This is a genomic window from Nocardiopsis exhalans (assembly GCF_024134545.1).
GTDB classification, from domain to species: domain Bacteria; phylum Actinomycetota; class Actinomycetes; order Streptosporangiales; family Streptosporangiaceae; genus Nocardiopsis; species Nocardiopsis exhalans.
In genome coordinates this window covers 5,742,712-5,756,778 of record NZ_CP099837.1, presented here as the reverse complement: position 1 = coordinate 5,756,778, position 14,067 = coordinate 5,742,712, and the positions used below count along the sequence as shown (strand labels likewise).

The 14,067-nt window shown below is 70.8% G+C and carries 14 protein-coding genes; 8 read left to right on the top strand and 6 right to left on the bottom strand.

Annotated features, from left to right (window positions below; all coding sequences use genetic code 11):
- Window positions 1-25 precede the first annotated feature (25 nt).
- The 6 genes from NE857_RS25455 to NE857_RS25430 all read left to right on the top strand — a co-directional run bounded on the left by NE857_RS25455 (window position 26) and on the right by NE857_RS25430 (window position 7,985).
- On the top strand, window positions 26-3,268 hold the full coding sequence (locus tag NE857_RS25455) for an Rne/Rng family ribonuclease (RefSeq protein WP_254417990.1): 3,243 nt from the start codon (window positions 26-28) through the stop codon (window positions 3,266-3,268).
- Between the two features lie 280 nt (window positions 3,269-3,548).
- Window positions 3,549-3,860 carry a 50S ribosomal protein L21 gene (gene rplU, locus NE857_RS25450; RefSeq protein WP_017583464.1) on the top strand — a complete coding sequence of 104 codons (312 nt, stop codon included), beginning with the start codon at window positions 3,549-3,551 and terminating at the stop codon, window positions 3,858-3,860.
- Window positions 3,861-3,872: 12 nt separating this feature from the next.
- Window positions 3,873-4,133, top strand: coding sequence for a 50S ribosomal protein L27 (gene rpmA, locus NE857_RS25445; RefSeq protein WP_254417989.1), 261 nt, complete (start codon window positions 3,873-3,875; stop codon window positions 4,131-4,133).
- Between the two features lie 144 nt (window positions 4,134-4,277).
- Complete coding sequence (gene obgE, locus NE857_RS25440) at window positions 4,278-5,642, top strand: GTPase ObgE (protein ID WP_017583462.1); 1,365 nt, start codon at window positions 4,278-4,280, stop codon at window positions 5,640-5,642.
- Between the two features lie 99 nt (window positions 5,643-5,741).
- The gene (gene proB, locus NE857_RS25435) at window positions 5,742-6,905 is read left to right on the top strand and encodes a glutamate 5-kinase (protein WP_254417988.1); all 1,164 of its coding nucleotides are present in this window, start codon (window positions 5,742-5,744) and stop codon (window positions 6,903-6,905) included.
- Between the two features lie 192 nt (window positions 6,906-7,097).
- A complete protein-coding gene (locus tag NE857_RS25430; protein WP_254417987.1) occupies window positions 7,098-7,985 on the top strand; it encodes an alpha/beta hydrolase fold domain-containing protein in 888 nt (295 codons plus the stop codon).
- A gap of 36 nt (window positions 7,986-8,021) precedes the next feature.
- Here NE857_RS25430 and NE857_RS25425 read toward each other — a convergent pair whose 3' ends face one another.
- The 4 genes from NE857_RS25425 to NE857_RS25410 are packed head-to-tail and all read right to left on the bottom strand — an operon-like array spanning window position 8,022 to window position 11,969.
- On the bottom strand, window positions 8,022-9,119 hold the full coding sequence (locus NE857_RS25425; RefSeq protein WP_254417986.1) for a phosphotransferase family protein: 1,098 nt from the start codon (window positions 9,117-9,119) through the stop codon (window positions 8,022-8,024).
- A complete protein-coding gene (locus tag NE857_RS25420) occupies window positions 9,116-9,865 on the bottom strand; it encodes an SDR family oxidoreductase (protein ID WP_254417985.1) in 750 nt (249 codons plus the stop codon). Before NE857_RS25420 ends, NE857_RS25425 begins: the two co-directional genes overlap by 4 nt.
- Entirely contained in the window at window positions 9,862-10,716 is an 855-nt protein-coding gene (locus tag NE857_RS25415) for an SDR family NAD(P)-dependent oxidoreductase (protein ID WP_254417984.1), read from the bottom strand. Before NE857_RS25415 ends, NE857_RS25420 begins: the two co-directional genes overlap by 4 nt.
- Window positions 10,713-11,969 (bottom strand): acyl-CoA dehydrogenase family protein, encoded by a 1,257-nt coding sequence (locus NE857_RS25410; RefSeq protein WP_254417983.1) that lies wholly within the window; start codon window positions 11,967-11,969, stop codon window positions 10,713-10,715. The genes NE857_RS25415 and NE857_RS25410 overlap by 4 nt, the downstream gene beginning before the upstream one ends.
- A gap of 40 nt (window positions 11,970-12,009) precedes the next feature.
- Between NE857_RS25410 and NE857_RS25405 the strand changes: the two genes are divergently transcribed.
- Both NE857_RS25405 and NE857_RS25400 read left to right on the top strand, forming a co-directional pair.
- Window positions 12,010-12,594 carry a TetR/AcrR family transcriptional regulator gene (locus NE857_RS25405; protein WP_254417982.1) on the top strand — a complete coding sequence of 195 codons (585 nt, stop codon included), beginning with the start codon at window positions 12,010-12,012 and terminating at the stop codon, window positions 12,592-12,594.
- Between the two features lie 126 nt (window positions 12,595-12,720).
- A complete protein-coding gene (locus NE857_RS25400) occupies window positions 12,721-13,200 on the top strand; it encodes a type II toxin-antitoxin system PemK/MazF family toxin (protein WP_254422092.1) in 480 nt (159 codons plus the stop codon).
- Between the two features lie 81 nt (window positions 13,201-13,281).
- Here the strand turns inward: NE857_RS25400 and NE857_RS25395 are convergent, their stop codons facing one another.
- Entirely contained in the window at window positions 13,282-13,551 is a 270-nt protein-coding gene (locus tag NE857_RS25395; RefSeq protein ID WP_301184255.1) for a type II toxin-antitoxin system RelE family toxin, read from the bottom strand.
- A complete protein-coding gene (locus NE857_RS25390) occupies window positions 13,548-13,835 on the bottom strand; it encodes a type II toxin-antitoxin system Phd/YefM family antitoxin (RefSeq protein ID WP_254417981.1) in 288 nt (95 codons plus the stop codon). The genes NE857_RS25395 and NE857_RS25390 overlap by 4 nt, the downstream gene beginning before the upstream one ends.
- Between the last annotated feature and the right edge of the window lie 232 nt (window positions 13,836-14,067).

The following is a 14,067-nucleotide window of genomic DNA, read 5'->3' as shown; positions in this document are numbered from 1 at the left end:
AGCGCTTTGACGGGAGACCGCCCGGATGCTCGACAACGAGCCCAAGAACGGTGCCGACGGCACCGCGGGTACAACTGAAACAACCGAGAACAAGGCGGCGACGCCCCCTTCGGGGGACGGCGCGGTTCGGGTGACCACGCCCGCGCCGGCCAAGGGCGCTCGCCGCGCGGCAGGACCACCCCCCGAACCCGACGACGTCTTCTCTCCGCCCGCCATGCCGGTCACCACCCTGGCCGGCTCCGGTGAGGGCGGCACGGTCAAGACCTCGGTGAGTACGTCCAGCTCGCGCAAGCGCACCGTGCGCGCCGCGGGCCGACCGGACGACGCGCCCGCCGCCGCGCCGCGCCGTACGCGTACCCGGGCGGCGGCCCAGGACAAGGGCGGCGCCGCCGACACCGCGCAGGTCACCGAGCCCGCTGGCTCCGATGGCTCCGCCGAGGCCCGGGAGGACACCCGGACCCAGGGCGGCGCCAAGGACAACGACAAGGACTCCGGCAGGAGCCGGACCCGCGGCAGGACGCGTGGCCGTTCGGGCCGGACCGCGGACCGGGCCGCCGAGGCGCCCGCCCCGCAGGTCCAGGACGACCCGGAGGAGGCCGAGGAGACCCCGGCCGAGATCTCCGGCGGCGCCGTCTTCCAGCCGCCCGGCGGCATGCTCTTCCAGCCCCCGGTCGCCAGCGCTCCCGCCCAGACCAAGCCCAAGAAGGAAAAGGTCGTCGAGGCGGAGCCCGAGCCCGAGGAGGACACCGAGGAGGAGTCCGCCGAGAGCCCGGCCGAGGAGACCGGTTCGGACGAGCGCCCCAGCCGTCGCCGTCGTCGCCGCGGCGGCCGCGGCCGCGGCCGCTCGCGCACCGGCGAGGACCAGGACAACGAGGACGCCCAGGGCGACTCCGCGCCCGCCGAGAGCACCGCTAAGCAGCGCGAGAGGGACGACCGCGCCGACGCCGAGGAGAACGGGACCGAGGAGGCCTCGGGTGAGGACTCCGAGGACGGTGAGGACGGCGAGCGCGGCAGCAGCAGCCGTCGCCGTCGGCGCCGCCGTCGGCGGTCGGCCTCCGGCGGCGAGTCCACCAACGACGACCCGCCGAACACCGTGGTCAAGGTGCGCGAGCCGCGCCAGGAACGGCCCATCGAGAACGAGGTCCAGGCGGTCCGCGGTTCCACCCGCCTGGAGGCCAAGAAGCAGCGCCGCCGCGAGGGTCGCGAGCAGGGCCGCCGCCGCGCGCCCATCGTCACCGAGTCCGAGTTCCTGGCCCGCCGCGAGGCGGTCAAGCGTGACCTGGTCGTGCGCCGGATCGGCGACCGCACCCAGATCGCCGTCCTCGAGGACGACATCCTCGTCGAGCACTACGTGGACCGGGCCACGCACCGCTCCTACGTGGGCAACGTGTACCTGGGCCGGGTGCAGAACGTGCTGCCGTCGATGGAGGCCGCCTTCGTCGACATCGGCAAGGGCCGCAACGCCGTGCTGTACGCGGGCGAGGTCAACTGGGACTCGTTCGGCCTGGACGGCCAGCCCAAGCGCATCGAGTCGGTGCTCAAGTCGGGCCAGTCGGTCCTGGTGCAGGTCACCAAGGACCCGGTCGGTCACAAGGGTGCCCGTCTGACCAGCCAGATCAGCCTGCCCGGCCGCTACCTGGTGTACGTGCCCGGCGGGTCGATGACCGGTATCAGCCGCAAGCTCCCGGACAAGGAGCGCGCGCGCCTCAAGACCATCCTCAAGAAGGTGATGCCCTCCGGCGCCGGTGTGATCGTGCGTACGGCCGCCGAGGGTGCCAGCGAGGAGGAGCTCGAGCGCGACATCAACCGTCTCGCCAAGCAGTGGGAGTCGATCAAGCGCAAGTCCAAGTCGGCCAACGCCCCGTCCCTGCTCAACAGCGAGCCGGACCTGACGGTGCGCGTGGTGCGCGACGTGTTCAACGAGGACTTCTCCAGCCTGGTCGTCGCCGGTGAAGAGGCCTGGACCACCGTCCACGAGTACGTGGACTACGTGGCGCCCAACCTCGCCGAGCGCCTGTCGCACTGGGACGAGGACCGCGACGTCTTCTCCGAGTACCGGATCGACGAGCAGATCAACAAGGCCCTCGAGCGCAAGGTGTACCTGCCCAGCGGCGGTTCGCTGATCATCGACCGCACCGAGGCCATGACCGTGGTCGACGTCAACACCGGCAAGTTCACCGGTCAGGGCGGAAACCTCGAGGAGACGGTCACCAAGAACAACCTCGAGGCGGCCGAGGAGATCGTCCGCCAGCTCCGCCTGCGCGACATCGGCGGCATCATCGTCATCGACTTCATCGACATGGTGCTGGAGTCCAACCGCGACCTGGTGCTGCGTCGGATGCTGGAGTGCCTGTCCCGGGACCGGACCAAGCACCAGGTGGCCGAGGTCACCTCGCTCGGTCTGGTGCAGATGACCCGTAAGCGGGTCGGCCAGGGGCTGCTCGAGGCCTTCTCCCACACCTGTGACCACTGCAACGGTCGCGGCCTGCTGGTCTCCAGCGACCCGGTGGAGAACAAGGGCGGCGGCGGTGGCGGCACCGGTCGCAAGAAGAAGAAGGGCAAGGGCGAGGCTGACGGAGCCTCCGACAAGGCAGAGAAGCAGGACGGCGACGACCGTCCCGCGCAAGCCGAGGAGAGCGCCGAGCAGCCCGACACGAAGGCGGACAAGACCGACAAGGGCGGCGAGAAGCCGGAGAAGGCCGACAAGCCCGAGAAGGCCACCAAGCGCAGTCGTGGCCGTAAGGCCGCTGAACCGGTGGCCGAGGCCGAGCAGGCTGGTTCTTCCCCGGACGCTGTGGTTGAGGAAGGCTCGGCCGCTGTGACCGAGCTCGCACCGGACGTCGAGGCCCCCGAGGCCGAGCAGTCCGTCCCGGCGAAGAAGACGCGTAAGCGTTCCTCCCGCGCCAAGAAGGCCGTCGAGCCCGTGGAGACCGCGGCAGCGGCCGAGACGGCCGCGCAGGAGCCCGCCGCGGAGCAGGGTGAGCAGACCCCGGAGCAGCCCGAGGCCCCCGCGGCCGAGGAGGCCCCGGCCAAGAGGACCCGCAGGCGCACCAGCACCCGCAAGGCGGCCGCGGCCGCCGACGGCGGTGAGGGTGAGCAGGCGCAGGCGAGCGGCACCGAGCAGGCCTCGGACGCCGACGCCGCCGAGACACCCGCCGACGGGGACGCGGAGGGCGCCACCGAGCGTCCCAAGCGTCGCCGTACACGGCGGACCAAGACGGCGGTGACCTCACCGACCGGTGGGTCCACCGCGGTCGACGCCGGCTGACCCCAGGGTCAAGGCGGGACAGCAGCCTGGCCCGGATCCGGTAACGAACCGGCCCGGGCCAGGGTATGTGTGCGGGCCTGTGTCGGGTCGGTGGTAATCTGATGGACGGTGCGTCGGCGCGCCCCGAATGTTCGCGCGCCCCGAGACCGCAGTGCTCTCCACCAAGGTGGGTTTGTTTCCCTCAGATCCCCGCGCCCCGCTACAGGCGATTCGTGGATCGTGGCATCACGGTCATGAGTGAGCGCATTATTCGTTGAGCGAGCAGGAAGAGAGTTACCCGGTGTACGCGATCGTGCGAGCGGGCGGCCGACAGGAGAAGGTGTCTGTCGATGACGTTCTGAACATCGACAGGGTCTCCGACGAGACCGGCGCCACCCTTACGTGGCAGCCCATCCTTGTGGTCGACGGTGACAACGTCATCAGCGAGGCCGACAAGCTGAGCGGCTACACGGTTACCGCCGAGGTTCTCGGTGAGACCAAGGGCCCCAAGATCAACATCATGAAGTACAAGAACAAGACCGGTTACAAGAAGCGCCAGGGTCACCGTCAGAAGCACACCCAGGTGCGCGTCACCGGCATCGCGGCGAAGTAGGAGGCTGGAGAAATGGCACATAAGAAGGGCGCTTCTTCCAGCCGTAACGGTCGTGACTCGAACGCCAAGCGCCTCGGCGTGAAGCGCTTCGGCGGTCAGTCCGTTTCGGCCGGTGAGATCCTGATCCGTCAGCGCGGCACCAAGTTCCACCCGGGCGCCAACGTCGGCCGCGGTGGCGACGACACGCTGTTCGCGCTCGTCGAGGGCGAGGTCAAGTTCGGCAGCTTCCGCGGCCGCAAGGCCGTCAACATCGTTCCGGCCGCCGCCGAATAGGCTGCGCCGTAACAGCGGTTTTTCGGGGCGGGCCAGGGAACACTGGCCCGCCCTTCGCGTTGTCACTACTGAGTCACTGTTGACACGTGTGCAGTACCCGGTCTCCGCCAGGTGGCGGCGGCCTCATGAGTAACGGGGAGAGTTATGCCTGACTTCGTCGACGAGGCGGTCTTGCACGTCAAGGCCGGGAACGGCGGGCATGGCTGTGCCTCCGTGCACCGTGAGAAGTTCAAGCCGCTGGGCGGGCCGGACGGCGGCAACGGCGGCCAGGGCGGCGACGTCGTGCTGGAGGTCGACAGCCAGACCGCCACACTGCTGGACTACCAGCGCCGACCGCACCGTAACGCCCAGAACGGCACGCCCGGCCAGGGCGGCCACCGCGCCGGGGCCAAGGGCCAGGACCTGGTCCTGACCGTGCCCGACGGCACCGTGGTCACCAGGGCCGACGGTGAGGTCATCGCCGACCTGGTCGGCCACGGCACCCGCCTGGTGCTGGCCCAGGGCGGCAGCGGCGGCCTGGGCAACGCCGCGCTGGCCTCCAAGAAGCGCAAGGCCCCCGGCTTCGCCCTCAAGGGTGAGGAGGGCGAGGCCTTCGACATCCGCCTGGAGATGAAGACCATCGCCGACGTCGGCCTGGTGGGCTTCCCCAGCGCCGGCAAGTCGTCGCTGATCGCCGCGATGTCCGCGGCCCGGCCCAAGATCGCCGACTACCCCTTCACCACCCTCATCCCGAACCTGGGCGTGGTGGAGGCTGGCGCCACCCAGTACGTCATCGCCGACGTCCCCGGCCTGATCCCGGGCGCGAGCGCGGGCAAGGGCCTGGGCCTGGAGTTCCTGCGCCACATCGAGCGCTGCTCCACCCTGCTGCACGTCCTGGACTGCGCGACCTACGAGCCGGGCCGCGACCCGGTCAGCGACCTGGACGCCCTGGAGGCCGAGCTGGCCGCCTACGGCGAGCAGGCCGGGGTGGACCTGTCCGACCGTCCGCGCATCGTCGCCCTGAACAAGGTGGACGTGCCCGAGGCGCGCGAGCTCGCCGACATGGTCACCCCCATGCTCCAGGAGCGCGGCTACAAGGTCATGGAGGTCTCCGCGGCCTCCCGCGAGGGCCTGCGCGAACTCTCCTTCGCCCTGGGGGAGCAGGTCACCGCGGCCCGCGAGGCCACCCCGCCCGAGGAGCCCACCCGCATCGTGCTGCGGCCCAAGATGATCGGTGACGTGCCCTTCGAGGTCGTGCCGCTGGGCGACAACGCCTTCCAGGTGCGCGGCGACAAGCCCGCCCGCTGGGTGCGCCAGACCGACTTCTCCAACGACGAGGCCGTCGGCTACCTCGCCGAGCGCCTCAACCGCCTGGGCATCGAGGAGGCGCTGGCCAAGGCCGGTGCCACGCAGGGCGCGGAGGTGCACATCGGCACCGAGGAGGACTCGGTGGTCTTCGACTGGGACAACTCCATGGACGCCGAGGCCGTCCCGTCCGGCCCGCGCGGAACCGACGCCCGGCTGGGCTGACCCGCGCGGGGACCGACCGCTCCACACCAGCCGGACCCACACAGGTACGAGCATGGCGCCCGGGTAGGGCGCCGTGCCACGGATGGAAAGCCCCTCGTGGTGCACAGCGCAGATATCGAAGAGCAGTACGCCGACTCCCTGGAGTCGGCCGGTCGCACAGCGGTCGGTCGGGCGCGCCGGATCGTGGTCAAGGTGGGGTCCTCCTCACTGACCACCCCGGACGGGCTGATCGACTCGGGCCGGATCCGCGACCTGGTCGAGGTCCTGGCGGCCCGCCGAGCCCTCGGCCAGGAAGTGATCCTGGTCTCCTCCGGTGCGGTGGCCGCGGGGATGACCCCGCTGGGCATGACCCGCCGCCCGCACGACCTCGCCTCCCAACAGGCCGCGGCCAGCGTCGGCCAGGGCCTGCTCCTGGCCTCCTACTCCGCCGAACTGGCCGGGCACGGGCTGACCGCCGCCCAGGTCCTGCTCACGGTGGAGGACATGATGCGCCGGGTGCAGCACCGCAACGCCCAGCGCACCCTGCGCCGCCTGCTCGACATCGGTGCCCTGCCGATCGTCAACGAGAACGACACCGTCGCTACCCACGAGATCCGCTTCGGTGACAACGACCGCCTCGCCGCCCTGGTGGCGCACCTGATGCGCGCCGACGCCCTCGTGCTGCTCTCGGACGTGGACGCCCTCTACGACGGCAATCCGGCCGACGAGGGCACCTCGATCGTGCACCTGGTGCGCGGCCGGGCGGACCTGGACGGCATCGACATCGGCAGCACCGGCAAGCGCGGTGTGGGCACCGGTGGCATGGTCACCAAGGTGGACTCGGCGCGGATCGCCACCGAAGCGGGCGTGCCCACCCTGCTGACCTCGGCGGCCAACGCCCGCGCGGCCCTGTCCGGTGAGCGCGTGGGCACGTTCTTCGCCGCCGCCGACGGCCGTCGTCCCTCCGCCCGTCAGCTGTGGCTGGCGCACGCCACCGCCGGCCGGGGCAGCCTGGTCCTGGACCCGGGCGCGGTCAAGGCCGTGGTGAAGGAGAAGGCCTCGCTGCTGCCGGCGGGCGTGGTGAAGGTGACGGGCGACTTCACCGCCGGTGACCCGGTCGACCTTCGCGACGAGGAGGGCACGGTGGTCGCCCGCGGCCTGGTCAACTACGACGCCGCCGAGGTCCCCGACCTCATGGGCCGCTCCACCCGCTGGCTGGCCCGCGAGATGGGCCCCTCCTACGAACGAGAACTGGTCCACCGCGACGATCTCGTGCTGCTCTGACCAGAGAGGGCGAACGACCGCCGAAGGCCGGTCCGGCGCGCTGAGCCCCGGACCGGCCTTCGTCATGTCCGGGACCGGTTCCCGGGGTTCAAAACCGCCCTGGGTGTCCGGCACGCCGCCCCCTCCGCCAGCGTTGTCGTGCGTTCGTGAAAGGCTCCATGACAGGACGTCCTGAGGAGGGTGGCTCCATCCATGTCGAGTCTCGTGACACGCCTGGCGTCGTTGGCACTTCGGGTCTTCCGCAAACCGACCCTGGAGTCGGCGGAGGAGACCCGGGAGTGGTTGCACGGGCCCAAGGAGGAACCGCATCCGCCGCTCTGGCTCACCGGGCGGCACTGGATCACCCTTCGCGAGGTCGGCGGATTCTCCGTGTACACCGTGCTGCCCCGGACGGTGGAGGAGCCGCGCAAGGCCGTGCTGTACCTGCACGGGGGCACCTACGTCACCGAGATCACCGCTTGGCACTGGGTACTCATCTCCCGGATGGCCGACGCCGGCTGCCGGGTGGAGGTGCCGATCTACGGGCTGGCTCCCGAACACACCTACCGGGAGGCCTTCCCGTTCCTGACGGAGGTCTACCGGGAGCTGCTGGCGGACGTCGCGCCCGAGCGCACGCTGCTGGCCGGGGACTCCGCGGGGGGCGGGCTCGCGCTCGCCTTCGCCCAGACCCTGCCGGGGGCGGGGTTGCCGGAGCCGGTACGGCTGGTCCTGATCTCCCCGTGGGCCGACATGACGATGTCCAACCCGGACATCGCCGATGTGGAGGAGCGCGACCCCTGGCTGAGCCCCGTGGGCATGGTGGAGGCGGCCAGGGTCTGGGCGGGCGGGGACGATCTGTCCCTGCCCCGGCTGAGCCCGGTCTACGGGGAACTGGCGACCCTGCCGCCCATGGACCTCTACATCGGTACCCGCGACCTGTTGCTGCCGGACACACGCCGTCTGCACGAGCTGGTGACCGAAGTGGGCGGGGACTCGCACATCTACGAGGAACAGGGCGCCTTCCATATCCACCCGCTGGTCCCGGTCCCCGAGGGCAGTAGTGCGCGCGAGCGGATCATGCGCACCGTCGAGGAGCTGTGAGGCCTGCCCGGCCGCCGTACGGCGGCCGGGCAGGCCTCAGCCTTCGGCGCGTCGGATGATCCCCCGGCACCGTCTCTCCAGCAGCCGGCAGGCCAGCCAGAAGAACCGGAAGGCCGGGTTGGTGGTCTGCCCGTGGTGGTAGCGGTAGTAGATCTGCTGGCAGATGACCGCGAGCCGGAACAGCCCGAAGACCTCGTAGAAAGCCCACTCGCGTTCGGTGAGCTCGATGCCGCTCCGCTCCAGGTAGTGGTCCCTGGCTTCGGTGCGGGTCAGCATCCCCTCCAGGTGGGTTGGCTGCCTGCGGAACTGGCGGAAGAGGAGGTCGTCGTCGGCCTCCACCCAGTACGCCAGAGCCCCGCCCAAGTCCATCAGAGGGTCGCCCAGAGTCGCCATCTCCCAGTCCAGGAGACCGACCGGGCGGGTGGGGTCCCGGGCGTCCAGGACGACGTTGTCGAGGCGAAAGTCGTTGTGGATGAGGCAGGTGCGGCGGTCCCGGGGCTGGTTGGCGTCCAGCCAGGCCATCACCTTCTCGAACGAACCCACGTTCCAGGTCTTCGCTCCGCGGTAGCGCTCGGACCACCCGGCCACCTGGCGGGCGACGTAGCCCTCGCCGCGGCCGAACTCGCCCAGTCCCGCCGCCTCGGTGTCCACCGAGTGCAGATCCACCAGCAGGTCCAGGACGTTCACGCACAGCCGCCGGACCTCCTCGGGGGAGAGGGAGACGTCTCGGGGGAGCTCCTTGCGGGGGATCGGCCCGGCCAGACGCTCCATGACATAGAACTCCGAGCCGATCACCGACTCGTCCGCGCAGAACGCCACCATCGCGGGCACGTACGGGAAGACCGGGGCCAGCCGGGACTGGACCCGGTACTCGCGGCCCATGTCGTGTGCGCCAGCCGCCTTCCTACCGGCCGGGGGACGGCGCAGGATGAGATCGCGCCCGGGGTAGCGCAGCAGGTAGGTGAGGTTGGAGGCGCCGCCGGAGAACTGGCGGACTTCCGGGACGCCGTCGAGCCCGTCCGGGGCCTCGGCGTGTCCGCGCAGCCACTCGGCCACTGCGGCCGCGTCGAAGGCGTCCTCGGCGCGGACCTCGCGCGCCCCCGGGACACGTTCGTCAGCGGAGGGCTCGCTCATGTCAGCTTCCTGACGACCGACAGCGGCAGGCGCTTCATCAGGAAACCGATCGGCACCCACGGCCAGGCCGGGACGTACGCCCTGACCCTGCGCTTCTCGATGGCCGCGACCATGGAGCGCACTCCGGTCTCGGTGTCGACCATGAAGCGGGTCTTCTGGGCGACGTGCTCGTTCATCTCCGAACGGATGTAGCCCGGGTAGACCACCGACACGTCCAGGCCCGGCACGCGCTCGGAGCGCAGGCCCTCGGCGATGGCCGCCACCCCGGCCTTGGTGGCTGCGTAGACGGTCATGGCCTTGCGCATACCGCGCAGGGCCGACATCGAGGAGATCATCACCAGGTGGCCGCGGCCCTGTTCGCGGAAGATCTCCATGGCCGCCTCCGACTGGGCCAGCGCCCCCACGAAGTTGGTCATGGCGGTCTGCCGGTTGGCGTCGAAGCGTCCCTTGCCCAGCGCGGCGCCCTTGCCCAGGCCCGCGTTGACGATGACCCGGTCCACCGTGCCGAACTCGGCGGCGAGCTCCTTGAAGACCCGGAAGACGGCCTCGTCGTCGGTGACGTCCAGGGCCTTGAGCACCACCCGGCGGTCGGGGTGGGCGGCCGCGATCTCGTCCTTGAGAGCGACCATCTTCTCGGTGCGCCGGGCACACAGCCCCAGGTCGTAGCCGAGGGTTGCGAACTGGCGCGCCATCTCCGCGCCCAGGCCCGCCGAGGCCCCGGTGATCAGGATCGTTCCCTTGCTCATACGTGCTTCTCCGTGCTGGTCGTGCAGGTCTTCGTGGCGGGGGCGCTTCGCTCGACGCGGCGGCGGACGCCTTCGGCCATCCGGCGCATCGTGCGGTCGTAGAGGGGGCGCAGCCAGCGTTTGGCGCGCAGGGCGGACCGTCCGGCGCGGTCGGTGAGGATGACCGGCCGTCGGCGGTCCATGCCCTTGAGCACCTCGGCGGCGATGTCGTCCGCGGTCAGCTTCGACCCGTTGATCAGCCTGCTCGCGGAAGCCTCCACCGCGGGGTCGCTGCCGCTCAGGGAGGAGGCGAGGTTGGTGCGGAAGAACGACGGGCACACCACCGACGTGGTGACGCCGTAGGGCGCGAGCTCGTGCTGGAGGGTTTCGCTGAGCGCCACGACCGCGGCCTTGACCGCGTTGTAGGAGCTCATGGTCGGCGGGTGGATCAGCCCGGCGGCCGAGGCGGTGTTGACGATGTACCCGGAGCCCTGCCGTTTGAGCAGCGGGGTGAAGGTGCGGCAGCCGCGGACCACGCCGAACAGGTTGATCTCGGTGATCCAGCGCCAGTCGTCCAGGGTGAGGTGGTCGATCCGCCCGCCCGCCGCGACCCCGGCGTTGTTGACCAGTACGTCCAGCCCGCCCCAGGCGTCCTCCACGCGGGTGAGGGCGGCCGCCCAGTCGTCGTCGGAGGTCACGTCCAGACGCAGGTAGTCCGCGCCCCGGGGGAGGGCTTCGGGGGCCTGCTCAGCGAGGTCGGTGGCGAGCACCTGGTCACCGCGCGCCGCGAAGGCCGAGACCAGGGCCGCGCCCAGCCCGGAGGCTCCGCCGGTGACCAGGACACGGCGGCCCGTGCCGTCGCCGGGGGTCATCTGCGGGCTCCGTGCTTCATCAGTTCCAGGCGCGCGATGACTCCGCGGTGGACCTCGTCGGGGCCGTCGGCCAGGCGCAGCGCCCGCGCGCTGGTCCAGGCGCCGGCGAGGGGGAAGTCGTTGGACATGCCGCCGCCGCCGTGCAGTTGGATGGCGAAGTCGATGACCTGCTGGGCCATGTTCGGCGCGGCCACCTTGATCTGGCTGACCTCGCTGAGCGCGTTCAGCGGCCCGCCCTGGTCGAGTTTCCAGGCGGCGTTGAGTACCAGGAGGCGGGTGGAGTCGATGGCGATGCGGGCGTCGGCGATGCGCTCGCGGTTGCCGCCCAGGTTGGCGATCGGCTTGCCGAAGGCGGTCCGGGACAGGCCGCGCCGACAGGCGAGTTCGAGGGCCTTCTCGGCCAGGCCGATCAGACGCATGCAGTGGTGGACGCGGCCCGGTCCCAGGCGGCCCTGGGCGATCTCGAAGGCGCGGCCGGGCCCGGCGATGACGTTGGACAGCGGCACGCGCACGTCGGTGAAGGTGACCTCGCCGTGGCCGCCCGGCTCGTCCTTGAAGCCCATGGTGTCCAGGAGGCGCTCGACCTTCACGCCGGGGGCGCTGCGGGGGACGATGACCATGGTGTGCCGGTGGTGGCGGTCGGCCTCTGGGGCGGTCAGGCCCATGACGATGAGGAGCTCGCAGTCGGGGTGGCCGATGCCGGTGGCCCACCACTTGCGGCCGTTGACCACGACCTCGTCCCCCCGGACCTCCGCGCGCAGCTCCATGTTGGTGGCGTCGGAGGAGGCGACGTCGGGCTCGGTCATGCAGAAGGCGCTGCGGATGCGGGCGTCCAGCAGCGGCTCCAGCCACTGCTCCTTCTGCTCCTCGGAGCCGTATTTGAGGAGCACCTCCATGTTGCCGGTGTCGGGGGCGTCGCAGTTGAACACCGCCGGGGCGAGGTGGGAGCGGCCGGTGAGCTCGGCGACGGGTGCGTAGTCGGTGTTGCTGAGTCCGGCCCCGCCGACGGTGCCGAAGCGTTCGGCGTAGGGGCCCTCGTGCCCGGCGGGCAGGAAGAGGTTCCACAGCCCCTGGGCGCGGGCCTTGGCGCGCAGCTCCTCGATCACGGGCAGCGGCTGCCAGGGGTCGCCGTCGACCCGGCGGGCGGCGAGGTCGCGGTGGTAGTCCTCTTCGACGGGGTCGATCTCGGTCTCGATGAAGGCGCGGACCCGCTCGATCAGGTCGGCGGCGCGAGGGGAGGGTGCGAAGTCCATGTCGTTGACACTACGTCCTTATTGAGCAATGCTCAATAGTGTGAGCGAGGAAGCCCCGCGGCGGACGCGGATGACCCAGGACGAACGCAGGCGCCAACTGGTCGGGATCGGCCTGCGGATGCTGGTGGAACGCCCCATCCAGGAACTGGCGGTGGACGAGGTCGCCAAGGAGGCCGGGATCTCCCGAGGGCTGCTGTTCCACTACTTCCCGAACAAGACCGCGTTCCACGACGCCGTGGTGGCGGCCGCCGGGCGCCGGGTGGTGCGCAACACCGCCCCTGACGGGGACCTGACCGGCTGGGACGCCGTCGCCCAGTTCGTGGAGCGCTTCCACGAACAGGTGGACCGCCGTCGGGGATCGTACCTGGCGCTGGTGTTCGGCGGGGGGTCGGTGACCCTGGACGGCGAACTGGTGGAGGACCTGCGCGAGACCATGGGTGCCCGCGTGCGCGACCTGCTGGGCCTGCCCGACTCCGCGGCCCCGGTCACCGACGCCTGGACCGCCTACGTGGAGGCCCGAGCCCTGCGCTGGAGCGCCGCCCCCGCCACGGAACGCCCCCGGAGCCTGGCAGCCGAGACGGACCACTGCGTCCGCGCCCTGCGGGCCCTGCTGGACCTGAGCTGACCCCGGCGGAGCCGTCCGCGTCGTGGCCGGACACGTTCTAGGATGCGGGGCGTGAACCGAGAGACGACGCAGTACAACAGCCCGCGACCGAGCGTCGGAACCCAGAGCCGCAGCGAAGCCCAGCGCATCGGCGACGCTCCGCGCAACGGCAACACCCAGCGGCCCGCCGCCTCCGCGCAGAACGGTGACGCCCACCCCCACGAGGGAGCCGTCCGCGAGGTCCCCACCGGGCGCAACGCCACCAAGCTCGTGTACGCGCCCGAGCAGGACGGCCTCGCCGACGCGGGCGAGATCGTGTGGACCTGGGTGCCCTACGAGGAGGACGCCACCCGGGGCAAGGACCGCCCCCTGCTCGTGGTGGGTCGCAAGGGCAAGCGCCTGCACGGCCTCATGCTCTCCTCCCAGACCCCCGACGAGCGCGAGCGCCAGGACTGGCTGCCGATCGGCGCGGGTGCCTGGGACGGCGAGGGCCGCGACTCCTACGTGCGCGTGGACCGCCTCTTCGAGTTCGACGAGGCCGCCATCCGTCGCGAGGCCGCCGTGATGGACGAGCGTCTCTTCTGGCAGATCGCCGCCGTGCTGAGGGAGCGCTACGGCTGGACCTGAGACCCGGGGTTCACAGGGACCTTCGGGTGTACAGGTGACTCTCGGGCCGCGGCGGTCTCTGTCAGGTCCTCCCCGCCGCGCTCAGCGTCGGCGGTAGGCGTCCCTTCTGTGGTGCACGGCGAGAACGAAGACGGTCTTGGTGTCGTCGTCGATCCGGTACCTGACCCGGTACTCGCCGCGCCGTGCGCGGTAGTCACCCTCGAACGGAGTCCGAAGCGGCGCACCGACTCTGTGGGGGTTGTCGGCGAGCGGACCCATGATGAACTCGGCGCAGGCGGCCGCCGCGAACTCGGGAAGCCGCTCGCGCGGATGCCGGGCGGCGGTGGGGGTGAGTTGGAGGGGGTAGGTCAACGGTGGCCTTTCCTGCGCAAGGACTCAAGCAGGTCCGTGCTCTCCTCCGGGCTGAGCGCCCTTCCTTCAGCGATCTCCTGTTTGCTCTGCTGGACCTCCGCGATGGCCTCGGGGTCTCCCAGAAGTTCCATGGTGGCTTCGATCTCCGCCATGTCCTCGGCGGACATGATGACGATGTAGTCGCGTCCGTTCTTGGTCACGGTCAGACGCTCATGCGTGCGGTCCACCTCCTCGGCGAGCTCGGACAGGTGGGCTTTGACTTCAGACAGCGGCAAGGTTCTCATAGACCAGAATTACAGTCTGTTTCTCGCTGTTGGGGCAGTGGCTGAGCGGAGACCTCAACGGAGTCGGCTTCAGCGGACCATGGGCGACCCGGCGTCTCAGCCTGTGGATAACTTCGTGTGTTCGGTGACCGGGCGCTATACGCTGGAGAGGATCCCCCTGGTCCGGTGCCCTTCGACGCGGCAGGTCCACCGGCCCGGGCGGCCTCCCGAGCAAGGAAGCCCCGACAAGGAT

Excerpts from the sequence above, each read along its gene's own strand:
- NE857_RS25455 (WP_254417990.1), top strand. The coding sequence starts at position 26 with ATGCTCGACAACGAGCCCAAGAACGGTGCCGACGGCACCGCGGGTACA.
- rpmA (WP_254417989.1), top strand. The coding sequence starts at position 3,873 with ATGGCACATAAGAAGGGCGCTTCTTCCAGCCGTAACGGTCGTGACTCG.
- obgE (WP_017583462.1), top strand. The coding sequence starts at position 4,278 with ATGCCTGACTTCGTCGACGAGGCGGTCTTGCACGTCAAGGCCGGGAAC.
- NE857_RS25430 (WP_254417987.1), top strand. The coding sequence starts at position 7,098 with ATGTCGAGTCTCGTGACACGCCTGGCGTCGTTGGCACTTCGGGTCTTC.
- NE857_RS25425 (WP_254417986.1), bottom strand. The coding sequence starts at position 9,119 with ATGAGCGAGCCCTCCGCTGACGAACGTGTCCCGGGGGCGCGCGAGGTC.
- NE857_RS25420 (WP_254417985.1), bottom strand. The coding sequence starts at position 9,865 with ATGAGCAAGGGAACGATCCTGATCACCGGGGCCTCGGCGGGCCTGGGC.
- NE857_RS25415 (WP_254417984.1), bottom strand. The coding sequence starts at position 10,716 with ATGACCCCCGGCGACGGCACGGGCCGCCGTGTCCTGGTCACCGGCGGA.
- NE857_RS25410 (WP_254417983.1), bottom strand. The coding sequence starts at position 11,969 with ATGGACTTCGCACCCTCCCCTCGCGCCGCCGACCTGATCGAGCGGGTC.
- NE857_RS25390 (WP_254417981.1), bottom strand. The coding sequence starts at position 13,835 with ATGAGAACCTTGCCGCTGTCTGAAGTCAAAGCCCACCTGTCCGAGCTC.